The sequence below is a fragment of the Parafilimonas sp. genome (assembly GCF_051953455.1).
Lineage (GTDB): Bacteria > Bacteroidota > Bacteroidia > Chitinophagales > Chitinophagaceae > Parafilimonas.
On the sequence record NZ_JBQCIT010000062.1, the window covers coordinates 1 to 26623 of the forward strand.

The following is a 26623-nucleotide window of genomic DNA, read 5'->3' on the forward strand; positions in this document are numbered from 1 at the left end:
CCACGTTTGCCAAACACTTCAATGGTTATTAATGTTCCCGTTTTACAACAAGGGCATTTTCTGATGCATGTTTTTACAGGTGCTGTTTTGCGGGTAACCTTTAAGCTGTGTTGCAATGCCTGCAGTTTGCCGCGTTTCCAGACACTGCTTAAGATGCCGTTAAGGCAATCCACCATTACCGCTGTTTCACCGTGATACTTTTGTTATAATTCCGCAACGGCTTTGGGATACCGTGTTTGTTTTTTTGTGTTATCAAAATAAAATAACAATGAAAACAAACACTATCAGAGCATGTATTATGCTGGGTATATCAGCTTTATTATTTGCTTCCTGCAAAAAAGATGATATGCCGCCTGCACAGGCTAATACCATCACCATTGAAAATGTATTGGATAGCAAACCGCTCGTTGAATCCGGAACCTTTCAGGGCACCGGAACGCCGCCGGTAATATTACCCGGCCAATCAACATCCATTACTTTCTCGGCTGCAAAGAATCAATATTTCACTTTTGCCACCATGTATGGCTGGAGCAATGATTTATTTTTCGCTCCTGAAAACCCCGGCATTAAATTATATAATGATGATGGCACGCCAATAACAGGCGATGTTTCCTCTCAAATAAAATTATGGGATAACGGAACCCGCGAAAATCAAACACCCGGCATGACTGTTACACACCCCGGAACCGCAGAAGCCACTGTTAAAAATATTAAAGAAGTAAATGGCATGGATGATTATGGCCATACTTACCTGCCGGCATCGCAACTGATGAATGTGTCGCTGGCCTATAATGGCAATTCCATGTTTACGCTTACCATTAAAAATAATTCAGGCAAAACACAAAATGAAACGCCATTCAGCCCCGGCGTTTGGGCCATATCGTATGTAGCGGGCGGCGACCAGTTGCTTCCCAATGCCATTTATACATCGGGCCAGCCCACTGCAAACGGGCTTACCAATATTGCCGAAATGGGCGATAACAGTGTTTTGAACAGTTACCTGTCTGGCCTCACCGGCATTTTTACACCACTGTCACCGGTGTTGATTGTGGTATATAACGGTACGGAAAACCCGTTTTATAAAGTGGGCGAAAACGACAGGGGAGAAGGCCTGAAAGAACTGGCACAAAAAGGGAATGCTGATGTATTGGCTGACGCTTTAAAAACAAAGCCGGGTGTTAAAAATGTATATGTTTTAAAAGAAGCCGCAAGTACCGTATTGCTGCCAAAAATTAATGGCGCTGATGGCGGAAAAGTGTCACAGGTATTGTCGGTTGTCAAAGGCGACAGGATTGCCATTGCTACCATGTATGGTTTTTCAAACGACTGGTTTTTTGCAACAACCGGCAACGATATAGATGCCACGCAAAAAGGCGATGTATCTGCCACTATAGGCTTATTTGATGACGGAACGGCTGTAAACCAGTTCCCCGGAGCAGGCATCACGCAGTTTAACCTTGCTGGCACACCGCTTGATGAAAGTAAACCTATTGAAGCAGTGCCCAATCCCAATGCATTTACAACGCTGCCTGCAATAAGTGATATCATCAAAGTAACACTTCAATAATTTTTTAAGCACTGGTAAAAGTTTAAAAGCCTTTGCCAGTGCTTTTGATAAAACGTATAACATGACTATCATTTATTCGAGCTTTGTAAAGCTATTCAGCCAAGCAGCTTTTATATTTTTTGCAATTCCTTTTGCAGCATGCGGGCAACAGGCACAGCCTATTAATCAAACAAAAACATTTGAAAAAATGACTCAGGTAAAACAAGAAGATGCAAACATGGATAGAATGCGTGCAACAGATACGGCAACTTTTGCCGCCGGATGTTTCTGGTGTGTGGAAGAACAATTTAAGCAATTGAAAGGCGTAATCTCTGTAACGTCAGGGTTTACCGGCGGCGAAGTGGCAAACCCCAGTTATAAATTGGTTTGCACCGGCACCACCGGCCACGCAGAGGCCTGCAATATTGTATATGATCCTTCAAAGATCTCTTATGATGAACTGCTTGCAGCGTTTTTTGTAGCACATGATCCCACGCAGCTTAACCGCCAGGGCAATGATGTGGGCACGCAATACCGTTCCGCCATTTTTTATCATAATGATGAGCAGAAAAAACTGGCTGAATATTATATCCATAAATTAGATGAAGAAAAGGCTTACGCGAATAAGATCGTTACGGAAGTAAGTCCCTATACGGTTTTTTATAAGGCGGAAGATTATCACCAGGATTATTATGATAATAATATGCAGCAGCCTTATTGCCAGCTTGTAATAAAACCTAAATTGGATAAGTTTCGTAAAGTATTTAAAGGAAAGCTGGTGGACGATAAATAGTGCGTGGAAGGTGAGTGGTGAGTAAGCGGCAAATTTGAAAATAAAATCAAATGGGCAGAAGCGATAATTAAATCACGAAGTTGATGAATAATATTTACCATTCGCCTGCGCTTAACATGGCAATAGTTTTATACGCTATAAACTTTATTAAAATGAAACCTGTATTTATAACCTGCCTGCTGTTTTGCATGTTGGCAAGCTGCAGCAGTAATGCACAACAAAAAAATAACAACGATATGATGACAAAAGAAGATCATGAAAACAATCCCTATTATTCCCGCACAGATACAACACATTTAAATGTAAGCGATGCGGAATGGAAGAAAATTTTGCCTCATGATTTATATGCCGTTGCACGGGAGCAAAGCACAGAAATGCCTTTTACCGGTAAATACTGGGACTCTGATGACAAAGGCACTTACTATTGTGCAGTATGCGGTAATAAATTGTTTCGCTCTACTGCAAAATTTTCAAGTACCTGCGGCTGGCCAAGCTTTTTTGAAACGGAAAGAAAAAACAGTGTTATTTACAAAGAAGATAACTCGCATGGCATGCGCCGCATTGAAGTGGAATGCGCCCGCTGCAACTCACACCTGGGACACATTTTTGATGATGGCCCGGCGCCTACGCATAAGCGCTATTGCATGAATTCCGTTTCATTGGATTTTGTGCCGGATGGCATGTGAGTATAGGAGTTATGAATTGAAAGATAGCCGTCCGCATGCAATTAAAATGCAAAACAGGAAAAGAATAATATTGGTAAGTACATTTTTTGGCTCATTTCTTTTATAATGTATACTTGCCGCAAAAGGCATAATGAAAGCAAGGCAAAAGGCTGCAACAGGTGTTAACCAGGGCATGATATAAAAATACACAGGTGCAATTAATCCTGCGGCGCCTGCTATCTCCGAAACGCCAATGAATTTTATAAAGAGGGCAGGAAGCCCTTCAACACCTGTTTGACCTTTTGCCACTAATACCCGCTCAGGTAATAAAGATTTACAAATGCCTGAATAAAGAAAAACTATCGCAGTAACTACTTGTAAAACCCAAAGAATAATGTTGTTCATAACCCTTGTATTTTTTGTGATACAAAGGTGAAAACAGGAGCCGGCAAAACCTTTGACATTTATCAAAAAATCAGATTTGCGAACGAATTCTGCTCAGGGTTTCCTGTGTAATACCAAGATAAGAAGCAATCATACCAAGCGGTACTCTTTGTATAAAAGACGGATTTGTTTTCATTAATACCTGGTAACGTTCCAGCGCAGTTGCAAAATGCAAGTCGTCAAATTTTTGCTGCAATTGTACCAACCCGAACGATACTAATTTCCTGTAAAGATTTTCTATATCGTGATACTTACTGCAAAGATTATCAAGATCGTTATAATGAAGTGAATAAAGAACGGAATCTTCCAAAAGTTCAATGCCGCGCCTGTCGGGCGTGCGCGTAATAAAGCTAATAATGGAAGATGCAAAAGAATGTTCATCGCTTATCCAGTCCGTAACATCTTTACCATCTTTCAGATAATAGGTACGCGTTAATCCGCTGTCTATAAAGTAAGTAAAATTGCAGGTAGTATCAGGCTTAACAAGGATATGTCCCTTGGGTAACACCAGTTTTTTCAGATGGGCTGCGAGCGCCTGACGGCTTTGCGCAGACAGGAGGGTATATTGAGAAACCGTTGAAAAAAAGTTATCCATTCCGCAATTCAAAATTTAAAAGCAGTATTAAATATTACACAATAAATAAGGTATTGTTCTCCGTTATTTCTCGTCAATGGCTGCCCTATTTTTATCTATCAATTCCTTCAACGCTGCGGCCTGGTTATGTATTTCATCTTTGGCGCTGTAAACCAGCGTAACGGTTTTATGCTGGTTTGTTAGATGTTTCAATGCATCAAGCGCTTCAGATTGCAGCAGCTCTGCTTTGTATTTTGTTTTAAATACTTCCCATTTCGCCGCATCATGGTTAAACCATTTGCGTAAAGCGGTTGACGGTGCAATGTCTTTCAGCCAAATATCAACATGCATATCTTCTTTCTTAATGCCACGCGGCCACAGCCTGTCAACCAGTATGCGAAACCCATCTGCCTTTTCTTTTTCTTCGTAGGCTCTTTTTAACTGTATGCTCATGTTCAGCGCACAATTTTAAATGGCGATGTAATTTTCGTTTCCATTATGGCGGCAATACCTGCTGCTTTTTCCTTTACAATATCAGCCTTCTTGCCTTCAAATAATTCATCAACAGTTCCTGTAAATAATTGCAGCCACCGCTGAAAATGTTCCTTCGTGAAAGGCACCTGTTCATTAAGATGAATATGCACACTCATCGGGTTACCTATATATTTATTGGTTAGGAAAACAATATTCTCCCAAAAATCATACATTACCGGCAAATGCTTTTCCCAGTTCACTTTTGCTATATCATTAAAGATAAATCCAATCATATCGTCCTGCCTTACCTTATCATAAAAAGTATTTACCATACGCTCAATATCAGCCCTGCTTTTAATATCCTGTTTCATGAGTTATTTTATGATTAATAATATTGCATCTGTCACCGCTTTTACATCGTGTGTTTCAAATGCTTTAAAAGAAAACATATCGCCCTTTCTTAACGATGCGCTTTTTCTTTTAAGGTGAAAATAATTTCGCCTTCTGCCACCATTAAGAATGCATCTGTTACTGAATGATGTGGCTTCAGCATTTCTTCTTTTTTCAATTGTATCAGCACTGCATGAAAGCGCTCATCTTTATAAACCTGCTTCGATTTTATTTTTTCGAAATCTTCCTGGTGGTATATGTTTCCTAAAATCATCTTATCAATTAAAATTTATTATACATTTAAATATTTCCACAAACAATTAGTAAACTATTTTATGGGCGACGGCTTTTCTAATTGTTTCATATAAGAACTATCCCATTGCCCGGCCACTTTTATCTGGGCTATCGCGCCATAATCAAAAGCTTCTATGAGGTTGTGGTTTAAAAACACATAAGTTCCCGGTTCCCGGAATTTGTATAAGGCAGCGGCTGCTGAACCGCCCGGTACAGCCCATGTTTCAAAATCTGTATAAGGCTTGTTATTAAATTTTCCGCCGGGCCAGTAAAGATCAGCATGGCCGCCAATTAAATGAAAGCGCGTATCGCGGTTGGCCTGGGCCGTAATAAACAAAACTTTTTCGCCTACATTGGCAGTAAGCGCATTCTTGCCCAAGAGCGCCCCTTGATGCCCGTTAAAAACAATATTGGTGGGCATGAGGGTTTTTATGGATTCGCCTGCGGCCTGCACTGCCTGCTGCGGCGTTGCAATATTTATTATTTTACCGTCTTTGTCTTTAGGTAAATAAAAATCCTGCTCAACAATGTAGTAAGCACGGTCAAATGTTACCATATTACCATTCTCATCTTTTAAACCATCCCGCGGTAAAACCATGATTACACCATTCATGCCTGCCGTAACATGAATAGGCACCATTGTTCCACCCGGCGCACAGTGATAGACAAACACGCCTGGTCTTGTGCACCTGAACCTGAACTTAGCTTCCTGGCCGGGATTTACCAGCGTAAGGTCGCCGCCCCCCATAGCACCGGTGGCTGCATGCAAATCTATATTGTGTTGCTGGGTATTGGTAGCAGGGTTTTTTAATGTGAGGTCTATAAAATCATCCTGGTGTGCAACAATAATAGGTGCCGGCACGCTACCATTAAAAGTGAAAACCCAGGCAGAATCGCCCGGCGCTACTTCAATTTTCTTTTCTTCGGCAGTTAAAGTAACGTCTATAATTTTTGGACCGTCCTTATCAACCTGTTCAAACTTTGGCAACATAGGAGGTGGCACCAGTTCTTCAGTTACATGTTTAAGGTTATCGCCGCTTCCGCTGAACTGTGCATCAATAACTGAAGTGTTATTGTTTTTACATGCAGTAAAAAAGAATAACACTGCTATTATAAATAGTTTAAAACCGTTTAAAAACCCTTGTGTTGAAAAAGCCTGTTGTTGCATCATTCTTCAATTTAAGTGTGAGTAATATTGTTGAATTTATGCGGCAGGAGATATCCAAATTTATAGCATGCTTTATAAATCTTTCTTTTGAAATTTTTTCATACTTAACCAAACCGGTATAATCACCCATAAAAGCAAAACAATAGCTGCAACAAGCGAGCCCGCCTGCGATCCAAAAAAATCTTTAAATATAGCGCCTGTATAGCCCATCAACGCAGAAACGTCCATGCGTAATAAAATTAAGATGCGGCAGAGGTCAACCGGGTTAAATGCGCTGGTAAATACCATGAATTTATCAAGCGGGTAATCTTCAAACTGGAAAAGAATAAACAATATCAGCCCGTCGAATATCAATGCAAAATATAACCATAATAAAATAGTGATGCCAATGCCTTTTGCCTTATCGCGGGTAAGCACGGCAGCCAGCAATGCAATGGCGACAAATATTATGGATAATATTATGCCTGTGCCCAGCATAATAAAACCTGTAGCCGAGGGCTGATAAATAATAATAGGAATGCCGGCGCCAATAAAATAAGCAATGCTTAATGCAGCAGCCAGTCCATAAAACAAACTCAGCCAGATGGATTTTCTTTTTAAAGGCTGGCTTACGAGCAACTCAATAAATTCTGCGCTGTTATAAATGTAAATGGCCGAAAAAATAACAGCCATAAGCGGCACAATAAGCAGCGTTATATTTAACAGGCTCAGCATGCCTTTGGAAGCATCATCCTGGAGTGCAAATACACTAAATGAAATGATCAGCAATAAAACCGTATATGCCAGTACAATTTTATTGCGAAGGATATCAGCTGTTACATACTTGATTATCTTTTTCATGAACGTTGATTATGCATTACGCTCACAATGGCCCTGGCCAGTTTTTGCTGTCCGGTTTCATTGCGCAGTGTATTAATATTTTTATGAAACAATAGCTTGCCTTCCTGCATATATATTACCTGTGTTACTAGTTCATCAAGATCGCTTAATATGTGTGAAGTGATGATTACAAGCCTGCCTTTTTTAATCTGTGCTTTAATTTTCTCTTTTAAAATTTCGGAAGCAATGGGGTCCAGGCCGGCAGTAGGTTCGTCTAAAATCAATACGTCCGTGTCAAATAAAAAAGCCAGTGAAGCGCTTACTTTTTGCCTTGTGCCGCCGCTTAACGTGCGCATTCTTTTTTTCAGTATTGCATTCAATTCAAAACTTTCAATCAGTTCTTCATCCAAAGATGTATTGTAAGGGCTGCGAATATCTTTTATCATGGCTATCACCTGCCCGATGGTCATGTTTTCAGGATAGCGGCCTATCTGCGGCATATAACCAATGTGCCGGCGGTATTGCCAGTCGCGTAAAATATTTTTATCGTTGAATGTAATAAAGCCACTGTCGGGCACTACCATTCCCAAGATCGATTTTATCAAAGTTGTTTTGCCGCTGCCGTTTGGGCCCATCAGCGCAATACATTCACCTTTCATAAAGTTTACCGAAACATCGTCCAGCGCTTTCAGCTTGCCAAAACGTTTGGTAAGATTGCTTGCAATAATCATAAGGCTAATGGTTTCATTAATGGAAAATTATCTTTCAGGTTTTCGGGTGTAATACCGGGCAGCACTTTTTCTGTTTTATCAAATAGCGTTACCATAAAGCTTCTGAACAGTACCATTGCCGATGGGTTTTTTTCTATTATCATTGAAAACAAACTTACAGGCCGGTAAGGCACATCGCCAATGCGGTCCTTGTTTATATCATAACCTTCATATTTGTCCCAATAATTATGATCGAATGTGTTTAATACCAGCGAACCATTCGTGGCAATATCAAATGTGTTGTTCGAAAAATTATTATAGAGAATATGATTATCGTTGCAGCTTGCCTGCACACGCATAGCCCATCCATTGCTGTTAAAAACATTCTTCTCTACCTTAATCCTTGTTGTGCCTTCGGCATGAATGCCAACCGTGTTACTTATAAAGCGGTTGTGATAGATATAGCTGTCTGTAATTTCTTTGAGCAATAAGCCGTAAGCGCCATCGCCCCAGTTTTTAACAAATGAATTGCCTGTCATTTTTACGCCATGTGAAAACATAACCGCAACACCGGAGCCATTTTGTTTAAAGATGTTTGAAATATAGGCATCATTATGTGAGAACATGAAATGCAATCCGTAACGAAGATTGTTTTCAGAAATATTTTTTTGAACGATGGAGTTGGTTACAAACTCAAAATAAATTCCATCGCGATGACCTTTGATCGTGTTATCTGTGATGCGCAGGCTGTCGCACTTCCAGCAGTGAATGCCGTTACCACTGTTTGATTCATTGGCATAAGCCTGCAAACGATTATTGGTAATAATGCAGTTATTGCTGTACTGCGCTAAGACGCCCCAGTAAGCATCATCAATTGTATTGTTTGAAACAGTTACATTATCTGCATGAAAAATTTTAATGGCGGCAATATCATTTACATCAGACCGCCCCGAATGCTGCAACCTGAAGCCATCGATTACCACATTGGGCGCTTTAATTAAGATAATCTGGTATTTGCTTTCACCATCTAAAACAGGTTGCTGAATGCCTTTTAATACAACAGACTTATCAATCACAATTTCCTGTTCTTTGTACAGGCCTGCATTAACTAAAATGGTATCGCCGTTTTTGCAATGCTGCAGCGCCGTTTTAATTGAGGTAAATATTTGGTTTTTACCAACAATTAGTGTTGCCGCATTCAACTGAGCTCCATAAAAAATGCAGCCTGCAAAAAAGAAAACTATGAATGAAAAAATTTTCATTGATTTTAGTTACATGTTACAAAATGCTGGTTACAGGCGACACAATAAAATTTAAACCTGCAACCAGGAGCCGGTAACTATGTATTGATTTATTTGATCAGCTCATCCCAGTTTAAAGGCATGCCGCCAGGCAGCTTATTCATTACCACTGCAAGGCTGTCGCGGTTGTCAAAAGCTACAATATTGCCGTTCATGGGGCTGTGTAAAAGATCGCTTTTATACAACAATAAACTTTCATTTGCTTTTATAAGATTGTGACTGCCGCTAAAGTTTACGGCATACATGTCCTTAATATCCGTTTTTGCAACGGTGCCTTCTTTTAAGAACGACATGAGACAATGCAAGTCATCAAACTTATACACTTTACCTTTTGTGGTAATTATTTCACCACCAAACTGGGGATCGGATATTGTCATTTTACAAAAACTGCATGGCTCTTTGCCAAGCTCAAAAGGCTCCGGCCCTGCAGAGGTGCATGCAACCAGGAATGATAGTGTTATGATTACAGCAACTATATTTTTCATAATAACTTTTTTTCTTTTTTTGAGATGTTAATCTGAAACAGCATGCAAAGCACCAGTAAAGCAGCGGCTGCAATAAATATCCATCCGCCAATATCGGGAATGGAGAATGCGCCAAAGTTTAATAGTTGCTTATAGCCAAGCAAAGGCGGCTGATAAGCCATGCCGGGCACACGTATCGGCGCTTCGGCATTAAGATTGTGGCCGTAATCATACTCCCATCTCCAGAAATCAAACATGGCTGCAATGCAAAAAGCAACAAACAGAACCGTTGTAAAATACAACATGTTTTTGCGGTTACTGATGGCCGTAACAAATACCAGCACCGCAAAAAATATAATACAGTAAGGCAATAGGGTAAACTCAATAAAATCGTTGGCGTGCAGGGTCCTCATTCCTATGTAATGGTTAAGCCCGTTAATAATTTCTACATCGCCACCAATTTTTCCTGCAAATATCTGCAATGCCAGGCCTTCAGGATATTGGGGCGCCGTTAACTCTATTTTCCATATAGGAAAAAATAAGACCAGCACCAGTAACAAGGCTGAAAGAAAGGTAAGTGATCTTATCCAGGGCTTTAATTTTTTTAGTTTCATCCGTATATTTTTTATGCCCGGTACCGTCTGAACAGTTCAGCCGGGCAGGAAACGCCCCGTATATTTTTCTGTTTGACAAAATTTTTTAAATGGGCGCACATATATAACTTTTAGGTTGTATATAACCTCTAAAAACATCAGTGTAAAGAAGGGTGGGAACTATAATAAAATTGTGCGGCTGAAACACAACATTCCCACCCTGCAATATTATTTGCTGATAGTAGTTGTGTCTTTACCACCCGGCGCTTTATCGCCTGTACCGAATGCCAAAGGCACTTTGCTTCCTTTAGGTGAAATGCGTATATAGCCAGACATTTCCTGGTGCAAGGCACTGCAGAAATCAGTGCAATAAAAAGGATATATGCCCACCTTTTCGGGTATCCATTTCAATGTGCGTGTTTCGCCGGGCATTACCAGCAACTCTGCTGTATTAGCCGCTTTAATGGCAAATCCATGTGGTATATCCCAATCCTGCTCCTGGTTGGTAAAATGAAAATAAACTTCGTCGCCCACCTGCACGCCTTCAATATTATCAGGTGCAAGGTGAGACCGTATTGCCGTCATATAAATATGCACCTTATTGCCTTCCCGCACCACTTTTGCATTAGGCTCGCCCTTGGTGGCATAAGTGTTTTCATTTTGCATAATATCATAAAACTTCTTACTCTTATCTTTTATGAGGCTGGCTTCGATAGCCTGTGCGTAGTGCGGCTCGCCAATGGTTGGAAAGTCAAGTATCAGTTGCATCTTATCGCCGGAGATATCATATAACTGCGCACTTTGCGCCAGTTCAGGGCCCGTAGGCAGGTAACGGTCTTTGGTGATCTTGTTATAAGCGATAACATATTTTGCATTTGGCTTTTTGGTATCACCGCCCGGAATGCTTAAGTGGCCGATAGAATAATAAGTAGGTGCACGGTCAAGCACTTTCAAATCTTTAATATTCCATTTCACAATTTCAGATGAAATAAAGAAAGAAGTATAAGCGTTGCCCTTTCCGTCAAACTCTGTATGCAATGGGCCAAGACCCGGCTTCTTCACTTCGCCGTATAAAACATCTTCATATTTTAATACCGGGATATTTTCATAAGTACCATCAAATTTTTTGTTGTTGATGGCATCCATCATTTTATTGAAACTAAACACTGGTATTAAAGCGGCTAATTTACCGGAGCCAACAATGTATTCCCCGGTGGGGTCAACATCGCAGCCATGCGGTGATTTGGGGCAGGGCATCATGTAAGCTATACCAGGCAATGACATAACATCCAAAACGGTAACTTCTGTTTCTATGGTGGAAGACGCCGTTTGTGTTTTTTCATCATACACATTATGTGCATATTTTACCTGTTGCTTTACACCTTTGCCCTGTTGCAGGTATTCTTCCGCTTTCTTCCAGTTAATGGCCATAATAAAATCCTTGTCGCGCTGTGATGCGTTTACTTCCAGCAATGTATGCGCCTGTTCTGTATTGTAGCAGGAGAAGAAAAACCATCCATGTGACGGGCCTTTGCCGGCATGGCTCAGGTCGAGATTAATGCCTGGTATTTTTAGCTGGAAGGCAATCTTCATGTTGCCGGAATTTTTATCAACACTTACAAAGCTTATCGTACCCAGAAAATTCTTTTTATAGGAATCGATGGGCACATCACCATCAGCATTATCGGGTGGCACGCTAAAGCGGGTGCCTGCCACAATATACTCAGTGTTTTCTGTGGTGAAAGGAGAGGAGTGGTTGCCCGCACTGTTAGGCAATTCAAGAATTTCTGCCGTATTATAGGTGCTTAGATCAATACGTGCAATGCGGGGTGTGTTATTACCGTTGCCAAACACCCAGCGGCCATCAATTTCGCCGTTTGTTTGTGAAGCTTCTATATGATGCAGATCATCCCACGGAATGAAACCATGTGAAGTGTTGAGCATAGGTTTTGTTTCTTCGCTGTAACCATAGCCGGCCTGCGGGTCAACAGAGAACACGGGTATTACGCGGAGTAATCTTCCCGAAGGCAATCCATACACGCTCATTTGCCCGCTGAAACCACCGGAAACAAAATCGTAAAATTCATCGTATTTACCGGGGGGCACATAAGTTTTTTGTGCAGCATCAGCGCTTACTGCATTAGCCGTATTTTTTGGTTTGCATGAGTAAGCACATAGTATTAGTGCTGCCGCCAGTGCAAGTGCTGCCGGCACATTTGATAGTTTCATATATTAGATTGTTTTATTTTTTATTTCGCACCATCATTTTTTCGCATGAATTCGAGAATGTGGCGTGCATCATCATCAGTAAGATTTTGGTTAGGCATTCTTACGAGGCATATTTCGAGTTGTGATTGTAATTCGGGATCTTTATCAATCATGGCATCCGGATTGGTAATGAAATTCATGATCCATGCAGGCTCATGCCTTGAGGTAACACCGGCCCAGCCCGGCCCAACTAATTTTTCGTTGGTAAGCTTGTGACAGGCAGAACATTTTACATCGAATATTTTTTTACCTGCATCTGCCATTGCTGCGTCTATCGGGCCAACTTCAACATTTGAAAATTTTCCTTCACCGCGGTGTGGATCATAATCCGCCAAAGATTTGGTACCTGCATCCTGATCAGTACTTTTATTATCAGCGTTGCTGTTCTCATTGCTACCAGCGCCGCCAGAACAGGCGTACAGCAAGGCAGAGATAATTGTAATTGCAAGCATTTTCTTCATATTGTATCTGTTTGTTTTTAATAATATGCAAAGGTTAAAATCCAATGGGCTTTTAGTTATGATTAAGATCATAAAAACAATAAGTAATAGCATGATTAATGTCAACTTTTTATTATTCAATTCATATATTTGGAATACTGAAAAGCCACATTCAATGATTCAGGAAGATGTTTTACTTACTTATGGGGCAACATTCAGAAAATATAAGAAAGACCAATGTGTTTTCTTTGAAGGCGATGAGCCCCTGTTTTTTTTCCAGATTTCAAAAGGGTCTGTGCGTATGGTAAATATTTTCAGGGATGGGAAAGAATTCATACAAGGTTTATTTAATGAAGGGCAAAGTTTTGGTGAACCTTCATTATTAATTAATGCCCGTTATCCCGCTACTGCTATTGCCAATGAGGATACCATTATCTTAAAAATAATAAAGGAAAACTTTCTATACCTGCTGCGTAATAATGAGGAGATATTATATGATTTTGCGACAATGCTGGGTGCGATGCTCTATATGAAAACGGCTATGGCAAAAGAAATTGCCCGGGAAAGGCCGCATCACCGCATAGTTACTCTATTACATATGCTTAAAAAGCAAAGTGGCTGCCCTAAAGAAAAAGTATTTAAGATTGAATTATCGCGCCAGCGTATTGCAGATATGCTTGGCTTGCGCGTAGAAACCGTTATACGCACTATGAAAAGGCTGGAAGAAGATGGCTTCATCGCCATTAAAAAGGGGAAAGCATATATATAATTTTGAGGCATGCGCAGGTTAAGTGAATAATGAGAAATAAGTGTTTACGCACAACTCAGCACTTACCAATTAGTATATTCATAGCATATTACTACTGATTATGATTAGGGTCATAAAAATACTATGCGGTTGTTTTTTTCTTTGCTACAATGAGTATAAGTTTATATAAATGGCTGCGCATTGCAGTTTTTAACCTGTTGCTTGTGGCTTTTCTTGGCCTGGTTATGCGTTATAAAATTGCTTTCAGCCTGCCTTTCATTACTCAAAAATATTTTCTTAACGCACATTCGCATTTTGCATTTGCAGGCTGGATTACACAGGCACTTATGACGTTTATTGCATTTTATATTGCAAAAAACAAAGCGTCTTTTTCACTTAAAAAATATAACCGTTTACTGTTTGCCAATCTTGTTACGGCTTACGGCATGCTGTTTTGTTTTCCGTTTGAAGGATATGGACTGATGTCGATCATTTTTTCAACGCTGTCGATTTTTGTATCGTACGCATTTGCTATTGTGGTATGGCGCGATTTAAACAGGATCAATAAAAAAACTTTTACCCATGCATGGATAAAAGCTGCTTTGATATGGAGTGTGTTATCATCAATAGGCCCTTACACTTTAGCTTATATGATGGCAACGAAACACATTTACCAGCATATATACCTGGCATCAATTTATTTCTACCTGCATTTTCAATACAACGGCTGGTTCTTTTTTACCTGCATAGGTTTATTCATGAATAAACTGCCGGAATCGTTGTTCCCTGTAAAGCTGAAAAAAAATTTTTTTTATGCGTTTGCGTTTGCCTGCCTGCCGGCTTATTTTCTGTCTGCATTATGGCTCCCCATCCCAACATGGATATACATTATTGTTGTAGCGGCAGCTTTTGTACAGGTTATAGCATGGGGAGTATTATCTGTAAAACTGGTATCAAACCGCATTGCCATTTTTTCACAAGAGTACAAGCCTGTTACATGGCTTTTTATTTTGCCGGCAATAGCTCTAAGCATAAAATTATTACTGCAGTTAGGTTCTACCATTCCTGCGTTAAGCACCTGGGCTTTTGGTTTCAGGCCCATCGTAATTGGCTACCTGCACCTTGTATTTCTTGGCATATTCAGCATATTTATCCTGGCGTATAGTTTATACAATGGATATTTTCTATATAACAAGCGGTTTGCCCGGGGCGTATGGATCTTTATAGCAGGTATTATTTTAAACGAAGCGCTGCTTATGCTGCAGGGGCTTGATGCCATTACTTATACAGGCGTTCCGTATATAAACGAAATGCTACTCGGGGCTGCCATTGTGATGTTTACAGGCATACTTATTTTAAACATAGCAACGGTTTCCAATAGCCAGGCAGGGGGTAATATTTAAATCTTCACGATTGTAATGGTTACACTTATAACTGCAAGTAGTGAATATGGAGGATTGTATAATAATAGTTATTAATAGCGCACTTCTTCCGTTCTTTCATACCTTCCGGTTTTCATGGTAAGCTTGATGCGGAATACAATACCTTTTATTTCATTTACATTTTCAGGAACAAATGGCCATTCCTCAGTAAGCTGTACTGTTTTGCTTGTTATTATCGGCAAATTGCGGTTAAGCAAAATTTGCAGGGCTTTCCGGCGTTCTTCTTCCTGGGTTATTTCTTCAAAATAGCCCCATGCAATCACACATTGCCAGTTGCCCATATTTTCCATCAGGTATGTTTCAAAACAAACTTTCGGATTTTGCCGCATCATATTTATTTTCATTCCTTCCTCGGTGTGCACGTACACATAACCGTTTTCGTAAGCATAGCTGACAGGAACTACATACGTAATATCGTTTGCATGACAGCCAATGTGGCCGATTATCTGATGCCGCAATACGGTTTCAATGGCGTCATCTCCAAGGTTACCAAACATATTTTTTTGATTTTTTGTAAAAATATCTTGCTGCTTATGCTGTTTTTGTGATGAACATCAACTTAACCACTGATAATGATCATGGCCTGTTGTGTCTGGCAAACTGTTGGAGAAATATGATATTAATCATCCCGCATTTTGATGCACATCATATTGCATGGGAAGAGACGGGTATAAATTCGTTGCTTATTTTTTATACATGCAATCGATTATAACGCCTACTGATTTCTCACAAGCTTCATTAAACGCGGTGAATTATGCAGCGGACATGGCACTTGCATTAAACGTTAGGCTCGTGGTTTTGCATGCAACCGGCACGCCCGGTAATAGCGGAGACATTTATACGGCGCCTGCACATGATGAAATTGATGAAAAATTAAACAGCCTGAAAAATGATTTAATGAAAAGAACGAATAAAAAGATACCGGTTCACATTAAAAAAACCATTGGCTTTACCGAGAGCGAAATCATTAGTGCGTGCAGGCATCAAAAACCACTGGCCGTAATTATGGCTACAAGAGGCGCAAGCTTTATGGAGCATTTTTTCAAGGGCAGCATTACGGTTTATCTTTCAAAAAATCTCAAATATCCTGTCATCGTTGTGCCCCGTGGCCTTGAGCACAAGCCCATTAGAAAAATATTACTGGCAACAGACCTTGAGAATATATCTGGTTTGCCAATAGAAAGAATAAAAAATATTGTAAAGGTTTTTAATGCACAACTCGATGTTGTGCACGTAAGTAACGGAGAGGATAAACCGGAAATAACATTACACCGGATGAATGAATTAACTGGTTACCTGAGCGGTTGCAATGCACATGGTCATTTCATTTACAATAAAAACGTATATGAAGGGATTATAGATTTTGCAAAAGAAAATAATGCTGATATTATTTTAACCTTTCCTAAAAAGCATAGCTTCTTTTACAAAAGCAAATCGAAGCAGTTAATATTTAAAGCGCCATTTGCAGTAATGACATTTCAATAAAATAAAATGAAATTGTTTATAGATAAAGAAAGCAAGGTAGATGATGTAAAGAAGATATTTACAAGCTGCTATCCGTTTTTAAAAATAGAATTGTATAAAAAACCTTTTGCCAATAATTTCATTGCCATAAAAAAGGAACCACTACCTGCAACGATAAGGTTGAATGAATTTATACGTACAGCTGATGAAATTGTTATTGACATAAGCCATAATGTTACGGTTGCAGAATTGGAAAGCCAGTTTAATAATATTGGCTTTGTTACAGAAGTCTTCAGAAAATCAGGAAACGTATGGATAGCCTCTTCTTTAACCGACAACTGGACGCTGCAGCAGCAGAATGCAGAAGGTAAAGAAATAAGCAGTCACTTTTAAAAAATTGTTGCTCAGGAAGGCTAAAAGAGAAAACACAATAACAACCGAAACGGCATAAGAATTTTGTACACTCTTTTAGCTGCATTTAAAAAAAAGTACTTATACATTTTGTAAGCTTACCAGTACTCACCCGGCTAAATATGCATTCGCCTTTTCTTCTTTAAATTTTGCATTCTTGCCATCCCAATGCAATGTTTCATCCGGAAATCTTGCTGCAATCACACCTAATAAAATAACTTCTGTGAGTTTAGCCGAGTAGGAAAAAGGTGCGCTGCATTTTGTTCTTCCTAGGCAGGCATCTACAAATTCATGGTAATGTTTCGGACTGCCTTCCTCATAGCTGGCAGCAGGTTTGCCTGCTCTTCCATCCGGGTCATATTTATTTATATCAATTTCTCGGAAAGCATCATTTACGATCAGCTTAGGCATTTGCATGAAATGCGGCAATAATAACCGCTGGCCACTTTCTCCTATAAACATAGCGCCCTGGTCAGGCAATTTTTCGCCTCCGGGAAGTTTTAACTCATCCTCCGCTTCCGGTGCGCCTTTTCCATCAAACCAAACCCATTCAAGTGTTTGAGCGGTGTATTTTGTTTCGGGGAAAGTATAAGAAACATGATTTTTTTCAGGATGGCCAAAATCGGTCGGCTGCCTGCAGGAATTTTTTACTGTTAAAGGAACCGTTAATTGCAGGGCATTATAAGGCGTGTCAAAAATGTGAACGCCCATATCGCCCAAAGTACCGCAACCATAATCAATGCATTTTCTCCAGTTGGAAGGATGATAAAATCCTTCTTTGTAAGGCCGCTTGCGTGCAGTGCCCAGCCATAAATCCCAGTTCAATCCTTCCGGTACGGGATCGCTGCCTTCGGGCGCCGGGCCATCATAACCCCACACTTTTGGCGACCAGGCAATTACTTTTTTAACCTTGCCAACAATGCCTTTTTGAATTAAAATGGTGGCCAGTTTATATTCATAAAAAGAATGCACCTGTATGCCCATTTGTGTTATCAATTTCTTTTGAGCGGCTATTGCGTCCATTTTCCTTGAGTCAGAAATATAATGGGTTAAAGGTTTTTGACAATACACATTTTTATTCAGTTCCATGGCCATTAACGAAACCGGCGCATGTGCATGATCTGTTGTAGACACAACCACTGCATCTATATTACCACCCATATTTTTGAACATTGCTTTATAATCTGTAAATGTTTGCGCATTGGCATAAGTGTTTTTAATCTCATTTAATTTATTTGCATCAACATCACAAAGGGCTACCACTTCCACATCAGGATGCGAAGCAATATCATGCAAATCACTTAAGCCCTGGCCACCCAAACCCACCTGTGCTATCCTTAATTTATTACCGGTAACAATTGCCCGTGAAGGAAAGGGCAGGAGAAAAGCCATGCTTCCTGCAACAGTGGTTTTTATAAAACTTCTTCTTTTCATTGTATTGAGTTGTTTGAAATGTTTACTTTCTGCTAAGATTATTTCGTAACCGGCATGCCTGTTAACCCGGTTATCAAATTAAATTTTGATTTGTAATATACAGTATATGTGCAAACGAAAAAGAAACAATGTGGATTCTGTATAAAATTTCTCAAAGGGCAAGCTGCAGCATTCATTCAAAAACAAAACAACCTATAATGCGGGGCTTCCTGCTATTCCATGAACCTTTCTTTGTTTCATTTATTTTTTTCATTATGTATTTTTGTTTCCTCGACGTAACTTTGAATGGAGCAAAACCGTTATTAAGCGAACTGTTACAGGCATATATTGCACCCTGTGCAGAAAAGTAACCTGATTGCTATAAAACACCTGTTACATATCGCTTCATAAACATAGTTTCACGCAGCGTTGTAACCGCAGCAGTGCGAAGGTGAACATCAAAACATTTATTATTAGTATATCAATACATAAAGTTTTTATTATCGAACAATTAAAAAATAAACAACATGAGTATCCGACTTGGTGACACCGCACCAGACTTTAAAGCAGAAACCACAAAAGGCCCTATCAATTTTCATGAATGGATTGGCGATGGCTGGGCTATGCTTTTTTCTCACCCCAAAGATTTTACTCCGGTATGTACAACCGAATTAGGCTATATGGCAAGAATAGAACCTGAATTTACCAAACGCAATTGCAAGATCATTGGTCTTAGCGTAGATCCGGTGGAAAGCCATTTAAGATGGGAAAAAGATATTGAAGCAACACAGGGCGCTGCTGTTGGTTACCCGATGATTGGCGATCCGGAACTGGCTGTAGCAAAATTGTATGAAATGCTTCCGGCAGAAGAACCCAACACTTCAGAAGGAAGGACGCCTGTTACCAACCAGACAGTACGCACTGTTTTTATAATCGGGCCTGATAAAAAAATAAAGCTGCAGCTTACTTATCCAATGTCCACCGGCCGCAATTTTAATGAGATATTGCGTGTGCTTGATTCTATACAGCTTACATCGGCATATAAGGTTTCCACACCTGCCAACTGGAATAATGGCGAAGAAGTAATTATCCCTGCTGCATTATCAGAAGAAGAAGCAAAGGCAAAATATCCTGATGGCGTGAGAGTGGTTAACGCTTATCTGCGTTATGTGGCACAGCCGGGAAGCTAATTTTCCGGGATAAATTCTTAACTCATAAGTTTAAAAGTTTTTTAAGCTTATGAGTTTTTTTGTGTCTAAACTTCCGGGCTTTAAACATTCATTAAACCAATTTCTGTAATAATATGCAGGAACTGAAATATAAAGACTCTACAATGAAAACCTGAACCCGAAGAAAACGCCAAACCTGTCAACACGCGCTGTTGGCAAAGGGCGAGGCAGTACACGCCAGATAAAATCAACACTGAAGAATTTAAAAATATTATCAACACCAGTGCCTACTTCAAGGTACATTTTATTATTAAGCGTTTTGAAAGGGTTGCCCGGTACAAAATTGAGTTTATAATTGGCATCGGACAGGTCGCCGATAATACCTTTGGCTTCCCAAAACTGGCGCATCTTTAATTTTCGGGTGAGCTTTGTGTAGCGGAATATACCTGAACCTATATTATGTTCAATATTAAACCCGGCATAACGATCAGTAAGGTATTCAAACCTGTCGATAAGATTGAATGAATACTTGCTGTAATAATACCAGTTATTCCCCGGAAGGATGGCCAGCATTTGATACGGTGCCGTACCAAAAACTTTTCCTGCAAAAACATTATAATACAAAGTGCCGTAAGGCGCAATTTTAAGATAGTCTGATACAGAAATATTTATTTTATCATACCGGTAACTGCTGTTAAATACGCCAGGAAAGGCATGCGTATAATTTAATTCAACAACCGGGTAGCTGCTGCCGAGATTATATCTTTCAAAATTATCTTCTATGGTTCGCTCCTGGTAGGCATAACGAAGCCGTAAACCTGTTTCAAATGTGCTGAAAGGATCGCCTGTTTTTGCAGGAAAAGAATTAGCACCGGGAAGATTCAATACCGCTTCATATTGCCGGCTGCTTGCCGTAACACCAAAGCCAAATCCATTAAATGTTTCGCGATAATATTCGAATTTTTTTTCTGTAACCTGCTGCAACCTGTACTCCATATCCGGCTTGCGAAGAAAGAACCCAAACACGTTATCAGAACCAAGCTGATCATAAAAAACCTGGCCATTATCAATATCCTTTTTATAATACACATCAATATAACTCCAGGGCGAACGGCTCAGCATATATTTCGCTTCTGCCTTGCCTTTAAAAGTTTTGTCTGCAAAACCATAAGCCAGGTAACCGCGCAGGTTTAGTTTCTTATTAAAACCGCGGTTGGTAGCCAGGTCAAAACGCATTCTTGTGCCTTCATAAGTATTGCCCGATACCCAATAATACCATGGGCCTATGCGCACATTACCCACATCAAGGGTGCCTGTTGTAAGAAAATTAAATGCATGCTGATACCGTATATATGTTTTATTGTTGGTTAAAGTATCCAATACTTTATATACGGTTTGTTCATTGGCATTTAAAGGTTCATGCCTTCTTTCCTGCCAGAAAGAATCAGGCTGGTTTTGAGCGCCGCGTTTCAATAAAATGTCTTCATTTGATTTATTGGAATCGAGCGATGCCGTAACGATATCGCTGTTGAGCAATACATTTTTATACGTTGTGGTTTTACGCGCCTTTAATCCAAGCCTTTTTTTACTGATAGGTGTAATATCAGCCACAAATTTATCCTTATATAAAAACCAGGTGCTGTCGTTTACCAGCTTAAACTCCTGTATCAGTGTTAACCCCGTAATGAAATTAATGTTCGCATCTGTGGCAGGCCGCAACATTATTTTTTGAATGGAAAAACTGGTATCGTGCACCCAGCAATCGCCTTCAAAAAATTCACCGCCCGGGCGTTTTGGTTTAAAGGCAAAATGCACCAGTCTTTTGCCGGCGAGATATTGTGTGTCTAATAATTTAAAGTTGTAGAAATCATTCCCGTTATCACTAAACGGCCCCACATATTGCCTGTTAAAAACAGGAATGGTGTTATCATAAACATTTATGTTTTGATAAGTATTGCCCAACTGTTTTATATAACTTTCATTTTCTATACCGTTGGTTATTGTGGCCTTTATTATTTCACGTGTTTTACGCGGATCTTTCTGATAATAATAATCAGAAAGCGTTTCGGTTAAATATACCGGCAGAAAAGGTTCTCTCTCCGATGTGCTGTCAACATAATCCAGCACAAATTTCAAAGGTTTCAGGAGGAAGTTTTTACCCAGTTTTTCTTTGTTCACATTATCAAGGTCAAGTTCCAGCTTATTATAAACCTCATAACCATAATTGTTGAATTGTTTTCTGTCGTTTTGTGGTTTGTGTGCAATAATTTTTCGCCAAAACCATAAAGCACGATTATATTTTGTTTTTATCACTACTTCATCTTTTGACTGCATAACCGTAAGATGCACCGTGACAAAAGAAGAATCTTCTATATCAGCCACAGGTATTTTTGTGGGGTCGTAACCAACGCTTGTAATAATAAGGGTATCAACAGCCGCGCGGCTGTTTAAGGTAATGGAAAATTTGCCAAGCGAATCGGTAAGCATGCCGCCATTTTGTAAAGCAAATTTCACAGAAACAAAAGGTATGGGCTCATCGCTTTGTTTATCCAATACTTCGCCCTGGATTATTTTGGTTTGGGCAACAGCATAAAACGGCATAAAGCTCATAAGCGCCGGTATAAACTGCAACAACACCTTTCGCATGGGGCAAAATTATTCTCAAACACGCAAATGTGTAAAGAATTATCAACCGTTTAACTAATTGTGTAAAAGGCTGTTTTGAAAGAAAGCATCATGCTATTATAAGAATAACAGGAAAACGTCTAAAAAAATTATAAAGATTCCCTGCGTTGCTGTGCTGAAAATTAAAAAAAGTGGTTTGGTATGGAATTGGTTTTGTTAATCGGAAAAAAGAATTTATGAAAAACGAATCCACATCAAAAACCACTTCACGCACTACATCTAAAAGCGCCTCCAATGGGGCAAGCCATAAGGAAAATCTTTCAAAAATTTTTGAAGACTCACTGAAAGATATTTATTGGGCCGAAAAACATCTTACCAAAGCATTACCCAAATTGAGCAAAGCTGCCTACGATGAGGAATTAAGTGCGGCATTTGACAATCATTTAAAAGAAACAGAAGGGCATATTGAAAGGTTGGAACAGGTGTTTGAACAACTCGGTAAAAAAGCGCAGGCAAAAAAATGCCCTGCTATGGAAGGCTTGGTAGAAGAAGGTAAAGAAGCTATAGAAGAATATGAAGAAGGCTATGCAAGAGATGCAGCGCTGATTATTGCTGCTCAAAAGGTTGAGCATTATGAAATTGCCGCTTATGGTTCTTTAAAAGCACATGCAAAAATGATGGGAGAAAGTGAAATTGTTTCTTTACTTGAACAAACAGAACAGGAAGAAGGCAATGCAGATAAAAAGCTTACTCAAATTTCCAAAACGGTAAATGAGCAGGCTTACAATGCATAATCGCAAATCAAATAAATTTATTATTAATCATTTAAATTGAATATTATGAATAAGAAGATAATTGCAGGAGCAGTAATTGCATTGGCAGCCGGTATAGCTACATATATGTACAGGCGCAACAAAAATAAAATAAATGAATATGCTGCAGATGCATATGATGAATTAGGCGATACAATGCATGTTACAGAAGACAGGCTTGAAACAACATTTTCTTAATTGTTTTCCAACCTTAGATTAAAGCAGAGACCTCGCCATCGGCGGGGTTTTTGTTTAAATACTAAAAAAGGCGATGAAAAAGCGTTTGTCTGTAAAAGGCTTGTTTGAAGTTTTTAAAGAATCATTTAAAGGTTTTGGAAATGATAAAGTAACCAAGCTTAGCGGCAGCCTGGCTTATTATACGGTTTTTTCATTGGGCCCTTTAATGGTAGTGATTATTTCGTTATGCAGTATTTTTTTGGGTCGTGATGCTATTGAAGGAAAAGTGTATGAGCAGCTTGTAAGTTTCGTAGGCGCAGATACGGCTTTGCAACTGCAACAGGTAATTAAAAATGGCTTTATAAACGGCAAAGGCACTTTTGCCGCTATTATTGGCGTGATCACTTTATTGATAGGTGCTACCACAGTTTTTGGCGACATCCAGGATTCTATCAACATAATATGGAACCTTAAACCAAAGCCAAAAAAAGGCTGGCTTAAAATGCTTCGCAACAGGTTTTTATCTTTTTCGGTAATAGCAAGCCTTGGTTTTTTATTGCTGGTATCCCTTGGCATATCTGCCATTATAGAAACTTTAATGAGCAGCTTTAAAGCCCGCTATCCCGATGTGACGGTTCATATTGTTTACATTATAAACCTGGTATTAACATTTGGCATAACAACGCTGATATTCGCAGTAATATTTAAAGTGCTGCCAGATGCACAGATAAAATGGAAAGATATAATGTCCGGCGCCATTGCTACCTCGATATTATTCATGTTAGGCAAATTTGCCATTTCATTTTATATAGCTAAAACAAATGTCGGCAGCACGTATGGTGCGGCAGGTTCCATTGTAATCCTGCTGGTATGGGTATATTACTCTTCAATTATTTTATATTTTGGAGCAGAATTCACAAAGGCTTACGCCGTTAAATATGGGTCTTCCATCCATCCCAACGATTATGCCGTTACCATGAAACAAGTGGAGGTTGAAACAGGCAGGCAAACCGTGCAGTCAAACGAAAAAACGGATGCAGCTGCAGATAAAAACCGGGCGAAATAGTTAAATATATTTGGGTTTCCAGAATTCGGGTAATCTTAGTTAATCACATGATGTAAACATTATATCTTGCAGCATTTTGTAACTGCTACTTGTACCTGTAGCTTAGTAATTTTGTTTGATTTTGGAGCGAATGAAACGCCTGTGTTAAACCTGTCCCGCACAAGGGACATACATAGCGAGGTTCCCTGTCCGGCTGATCCGTTCAGGCGCGCATGAGACCATTGAAAAATCAAAGATGTACGAATGAAATTATACCCGGAATCAGCAGAACAGCAGCTCGAATTCTCTAAAATAAAAAATCTTTTAACTGCATATTGCGACACCGATTATGCAAAAGAAAAGGTATCTCAGCTTCGTATTCATACCAAAAAAGAAATCATCCGGCTCCAGTTGCAGCAGGCCCATGAATGCAAGCTGATAGTGGAGCAGGGCCAGTCATTGCCCAATAATTTCAGCTTAAACCTGAACCGCAGTTTAAAATTATTAAGTATAGAAGGCGGTGTATTGCAAACGGAAGATTTTATAAACATCCGCAGGCTGGCTGCCAATACAGAAAGAATATTCCGCTGGTTTGATGGGGAGCGCAGGCTGGCTTATACCGCGTTATATAAAGTGCTGGAAGGTTCTTATTATGAAAAAACCATCATCCAAATGATTGATGAAATATTTGATGATGGTGGCAATATAAAAGATAATGCCAGTGAAGCGCTTCAAAAGATACGGCAAAACCTTTTTCGCAAACGCAATGAATTAAGGCGCGTATTTGAGAAAGCTATCGCCCGTTTAAACAAAGCCGGCTACAGCGCAGAAATTGAAGAAAGTTTCAGCAATGGCAGGAGGGTGGTAGCCGTTTTTTCAGAATATAAACGGCAGGTAAAAGGCATTTTGCATGGCGAAAGCGATAGCCGTAAAACGGCTTTCATAGAACCCGAAGAAACCATAGAACTAAACAATGAAGTTTTTTCGCTGGAAAATGAAGAGAAGAAAGAAATCTACCGTATTTTAAAACAGTTAACAGCCAACCTTTCCGTTTACGGCAGCCTTCTGTTGCAATGGCTGCAGATTGCCGGCGAATATGATTTTATTAATGCCAAGGCAAAATTTGGGATTGATATAAAAGGCAATTTTCCAAATATTTCGGATAAAGCTATTGTAGATTTAAGGGAAGCCTACCATCCGTTATTGCTGCTGCACAATAAGCAGTCGGGCAGGCAAACCATCCCGGTTACATTAAAACTTGATGAACAAAACCGCCTGCTTGTTATAAGCGGCCCTAATGCCGGTGGCAAAACCGTTACCATGAAAACCATCGGGCTTAACCAGGTAATGCTGCAAAGCGGCCTGCTGGTGCCGGTGCACCCAGATTCTGAAATGGGCATCTTCAAACAACTATTTATCCACATTGGCGATACACAAAGCATAGAATTTGACCTCAGTACTTATTCTTCGCATTTGCTGCATATGAAGTATTTTATTGAGCATGCAAATGGTAAAACTTTATTTTTTATTGATGAGCTGGGCAGCGGCACAGACCCTAATCTTGGCGGGGCTTTCGCAGAAATTATTTTAAATGAGCTTAACCGGAAACATGCTTTCGGGATAGTTACAACCCATTACCTTAACCTTAAAACGTTTGCCAATAAAACTCCTGGAATTATTAACGGTTCCATGATGTTTGATGAAGAAAACCTTCAACCTTTATTCAAATTATCTGTTGGAAAACCGGGCAGTTCTTATACCTTTGCAATAGCAGAACGCATTGGTTTACCCAAACACCTCATTGCGAATGCAAAAAAGCTGGTTGATGAAAATCATTTCCGTTTGGATAAGTTGTTAAACAGAACGGAAAAGGATCTTCAAACATTGCAAAAGGAAAAGCTCGATCTGAAAAAGTTAATGTCCGAAAATGAGCAACTGAAAAAGCAATTATCAACTGAATTAAGTAGGGAAAAGCACAGGCAGCAAATTGAAGTGTTAAAACTTCAGAATAAGGTTACTGAAGAGCGAATAGCTTATCTCAGGGAAATGGAGCGTAAGCTTAAACAGGTTGTTTTGGATTGGAAAAAGACCGAGAATAAAAATGAGGTAATTAAGCAGTTACAGGAACTTTTATTTAAGCGTAAGGATAACCAGGTTAAGAACAGGCTGGAAAAGAAAATTGAATCAAAATACAGGGAATTACAAACGCCTGTTTCAGTTGGTTCAAAAGTAAAAATGAAAAAGAATTTCCAGGTAGGCGAAGTAAAGGAAATACGCGGTAAAAGGGCTGTAGTGCAAATTGGAATGGTTCCAATTAATATTGATTTGAACGATCTCGTACCCGTGGAAGAGAAATAAGAGGAGTAATAACACA

The 26623-nt window shown here is 39.6% G+C and carries 28 protein-coding genes and 1 pseudogene; 12 read left to right on the plus strand and 17 right to left on the minus strand.

Annotated features, from left to right (window positions below; genetic code table 11):
• Positions 1 to 158, minus strand: a pseudogene (locus ACTHN6_RS21210) (IS91 family transposase); the annotation flags it as partial.
• Positions 159 to 268: 110 nt separating this feature from the next.
• Here ACTHN6_RS21210 and ACTHN6_RS21215 point away from each other — a divergent pair.
• The 3 genes from ACTHN6_RS21215 (at position 269) to msrB (ending at position 3025) form a co-directional block, all read left to right on the plus strand.
• Entirely contained in the window at positions 269 to 1567 is a 1299-nt protein-coding gene (locus ACTHN6_RS21215) for a spondin domain-containing protein (protein WP_440437787.1), read from the plus strand.
• Positions 1568 to 1628: 61 nt separating this feature from the next.
• Positions 1629 to 2339: a peptide-methionine (S)-S-oxide reductase MsrA gene (gene msrA / locus ACTHN6_RS21220; protein WP_440437788.1), complete on the plus strand. Its 711-nt coding sequence runs from the start codon at positions 1629 to 1631 to the stop codon at positions 2337 to 2339.
• Between the two features lie 152 nt (positions 2340 to 2491).
• Complete coding sequence (gene msrB / locus ACTHN6_RS21225; protein WP_440437789.1) at positions 2492 to 3025, plus strand: peptide-methionine (R)-S-oxide reductase MsrB; 534 nt, start codon at positions 2492 to 2494, stop codon at positions 3023 to 3025.
• Between the two features lie 9 nt (positions 3026 to 3034).
• On the opposite strand, the gene ACTHN6_RS21230 is transcribed toward msrB, so the two are convergent.
• From ACTHN6_RS21230 to ACTHN6_RS21290, 13 genes are all read right to left on the minus strand, one after another.
• Positions 3035 to 3409, minus strand: coding sequence for a DoxX family protein (locus ACTHN6_RS21230; RefSeq protein ID WP_440437790.1), 375 nt, complete (start codon positions 3407 to 3409; stop codon positions 3035 to 3037).
• Positions 3410 to 3479: 70 nt separating this feature from the next.
• Positions 3480 to 4043: a Crp/Fnr family transcriptional regulator gene (locus tag ACTHN6_RS21235; RefSeq protein ID WP_440437791.1), complete on the minus strand. Its 564-nt coding sequence runs from the start codon at positions 4041 to 4043 to the stop codon at positions 3480 to 3482.
• 63 nt (positions 4044 to 4106) lie between these two features.
• Positions 4107 to 4475, minus strand: coding sequence for a DUF488 domain-containing protein (locus tag ACTHN6_RS21240; protein WP_440437792.1), 369 nt, complete (start codon positions 4473 to 4475; stop codon positions 4107 to 4109).
• Positions 4476 to 4477: 2 nt separating this feature from the next.
• Complete coding sequence (locus ACTHN6_RS21245) at positions 4478 to 4867, minus strand: group III truncated hemoglobin (protein ID WP_440437793.1); 390 nt, start codon at positions 4865 to 4867, stop codon at positions 4478 to 4480.
• A gap of 89 nt (positions 4868 to 4956) precedes the next feature.
• Entirely contained in the window at positions 4957 to 5160 is a 204-nt protein-coding gene (locus ACTHN6_RS21250) for a hypothetical protein (protein ID WP_440437794.1), read from the minus strand.
• Positions 5161 to 5214: 54 nt separating this feature from the next.
• Positions 5215 to 6351: a copper-containing nitrite reductase gene (gene nirK, locus ACTHN6_RS21255; protein WP_440437795.1), complete on the minus strand. Its 1137-nt coding sequence runs from the start codon at positions 6349 to 6351 to the stop codon at positions 5215 to 5217.
• Between the two features lie 69 nt (positions 6352 to 6420).
• Positions 6421 to 7188: an ABC transporter permease subunit gene (locus ACTHN6_RS21260; protein WP_440437796.1), complete on the minus strand. Its 768-nt coding sequence runs from the start codon at positions 7186 to 7188 to the stop codon at positions 6421 to 6423.
• Positions 7185 to 7898, minus strand: coding sequence for an ABC transporter ATP-binding protein (locus ACTHN6_RS21265; RefSeq protein WP_440437797.1), 714 nt, complete (start codon positions 7896 to 7898; stop codon positions 7185 to 7187). The genes ACTHN6_RS21260 and ACTHN6_RS21265 overlap by 4 nt, the downstream gene beginning before the upstream one ends.
• Positions 7895 to 9139, minus strand: coding sequence for a nitrous oxide reductase family maturation protein NosD (nosD, locus tag ACTHN6_RS21270; RefSeq protein WP_440437798.1), 1245 nt, complete (start codon positions 9137 to 9139; stop codon positions 7895 to 7897). The genes ACTHN6_RS21265 and nosD overlap by 4 nt, the downstream gene beginning before the upstream one ends.
• An 89-nt stretch (positions 9140 to 9228) precedes the next feature.
• Positions 9229 to 9663: a nitrous oxide reductase accessory protein NosL gene (locus ACTHN6_RS21275; protein ID WP_440437799.1), complete on the minus strand. Its 435-nt coding sequence runs from the start codon at positions 9661 to 9663 to the stop codon at positions 9229 to 9231.
• A complete protein-coding gene (locus ACTHN6_RS21280; RefSeq protein ID WP_440437800.1) occupies positions 9660 to 10256 on the minus strand; it encodes a hypothetical protein in 597 nt (198 codons plus the stop codon). The genes ACTHN6_RS21275 and ACTHN6_RS21280 overlap by 4 nt, the downstream gene beginning before the upstream one ends.
• Positions 10257 to 10463: 207 nt before the next feature.
• On the minus strand, positions 10464 to 12464 hold the full coding sequence (gene nosZ, locus ACTHN6_RS21285) for a Sec-dependent nitrous-oxide reductase (protein ID WP_440437801.1): 2001 nt from the start codon (positions 12462 to 12464) through the stop codon (positions 10464 to 10466).
• 20 nt (positions 12465 to 12484) lie between these two features.
• Positions 12485 to 12964, minus strand: a complete 480-nt coding sequence (locus tag ACTHN6_RS21290; RefSeq protein ID WP_440437802.1) for a c-type cytochrome — start codon at positions 12962 to 12964, stop codon at positions 12485 to 12487.
• A 154-nt stretch (positions 12965 to 13118) separates the two neighbouring features.
• Here ACTHN6_RS21290 and ACTHN6_RS21295 point away from each other — a divergent pair, with 154 nt between their 5' ends.
• Positions 13119 to 13712 (plus strand): Crp/Fnr family transcriptional regulator, encoded by a 594-nt coding sequence (locus tag ACTHN6_RS21295; protein ID WP_440437803.1) that lies wholly within the window; start codon positions 13119 to 13121, stop codon positions 13710 to 13712.
• A 149-nt stretch (positions 13713 to 13861) separates the two neighbouring features.
• Positions 13862 to 15094: a hypothetical protein gene (locus ACTHN6_RS21300; protein ID WP_440437804.1), complete on the plus strand. Its 1233-nt coding sequence runs from the start codon at positions 13862 to 13864 to the stop codon at positions 15092 to 15094.
• Positions 15095 to 15165: 71 nt separating this feature from the next.
• Here ACTHN6_RS21300 and ACTHN6_RS21305 read toward each other — a convergent pair whose 3' ends face one another.
• The gene (locus ACTHN6_RS21305) at positions 15166 to 15630 is read right to left on the minus strand and encodes a pyridoxamine 5'-phosphate oxidase family protein (RefSeq protein WP_440437805.1); all 465 of its coding nucleotides are present in this window, start codon (positions 15628 to 15630) and stop codon (positions 15166 to 15168) included.
• Positions 15631 to 15829: 199 nt separating this feature from the next.
• On the opposite strand from ACTHN6_RS21305, the gene ACTHN6_RS21310 reads away from it, so the two are divergent.
• Together ACTHN6_RS21310 and ACTHN6_RS21315 are read left to right on the plus strand one after the other, a co-directional pair.
• A complete protein-coding gene (locus ACTHN6_RS21310) occupies positions 15830 to 16618 on the plus strand; it encodes a universal stress protein (RefSeq protein WP_440437806.1) in 789 nt (262 codons plus the stop codon).
• Positions 16619 to 16624: 6 nt separating this feature from the next.
• Entirely contained in the window at positions 16625 to 16990 is a 366-nt protein-coding gene (locus tag ACTHN6_RS21315) for a hypothetical protein (RefSeq protein ID WP_440437807.1), read from the plus strand.
• A gap of 126 nt (positions 16991 to 17116) precedes the next feature.
• Here ACTHN6_RS21315 and ACTHN6_RS21320 read toward each other — a convergent pair whose 3' ends face one another.
• A complete protein-coding gene (locus tag ACTHN6_RS21320; RefSeq protein ID WP_440437808.1) occupies positions 17117 to 18442 on the minus strand; it encodes a Gfo/Idh/MocA family protein in 1326 nt (441 codons plus the stop codon).
• Positions 18443 to 18948: 506 nt separating this feature from the next.
• On the opposite strand from ACTHN6_RS21320, the gene ACTHN6_RS21325 reads away from it, so the two are divergent.
• Complete coding sequence (locus ACTHN6_RS21325; protein ID WP_440437809.1) at positions 18949 to 19611, plus strand: peroxiredoxin; 663 nt, start codon at positions 18949 to 18951, stop codon at positions 19609 to 19611.
• A 138-nt stretch (positions 19612 to 19749) separates the two neighbouring features.
• Here the strand turns inward: ACTHN6_RS21325 and ACTHN6_RS21330 are convergent, their stop codons facing one another.
• Positions 19750 to 22236 carry a DUF5686 family protein gene (locus ACTHN6_RS21330; RefSeq protein WP_440437810.1) on the minus strand — a complete coding sequence of 829 codons (2487 nt, stop codon included), beginning with the start codon at positions 22234 to 22236 and terminating at the stop codon, positions 19750 to 19752.
• 215 nt (positions 22237 to 22451) lie between these two features.
• On the opposite strand from ACTHN6_RS21330, the gene ACTHN6_RS21335 reads away from it, so the two are divergent.
• From ACTHN6_RS21335 to ACTHN6_RS21350, 4 genes are all read left to right on the plus strand, one after another.
• Entirely contained in the window at positions 22452 to 23009 is a 558-nt protein-coding gene (locus tag ACTHN6_RS21335; protein ID WP_440437811.1) for a YciE/YciF ferroxidase family protein, read from the plus strand.
• Between the two features lie 45 nt (positions 23010 to 23054).
• Positions 23055 to 23225, plus strand: a complete 171-nt coding sequence (locus tag ACTHN6_RS21340) for a hypothetical protein (RefSeq protein WP_440437812.1) — start codon at positions 23055 to 23057, stop codon at positions 23223 to 23225.
• A 73-nt stretch (positions 23226 to 23298) separates the two neighbouring features.
• Positions 23299 to 24270 carry a YihY/virulence factor BrkB family protein gene (locus ACTHN6_RS21345; protein ID WP_440437813.1) on the plus strand — a complete coding sequence of 324 codons (972 nt, stop codon included), beginning with the start codon at positions 23299 to 23301 and terminating at the stop codon, positions 24268 to 24270.
• A gap of 243 nt (positions 24271 to 24513) precedes the next feature.
• A complete protein-coding gene (locus tag ACTHN6_RS21350; protein ID WP_440437814.1) occupies positions 24514 to 26607 on the plus strand; it encodes an endonuclease MutS2 in 2094 nt (697 codons plus the stop codon).
• Positions 26608 to 26623 lie beyond the last annotated feature (16 nt).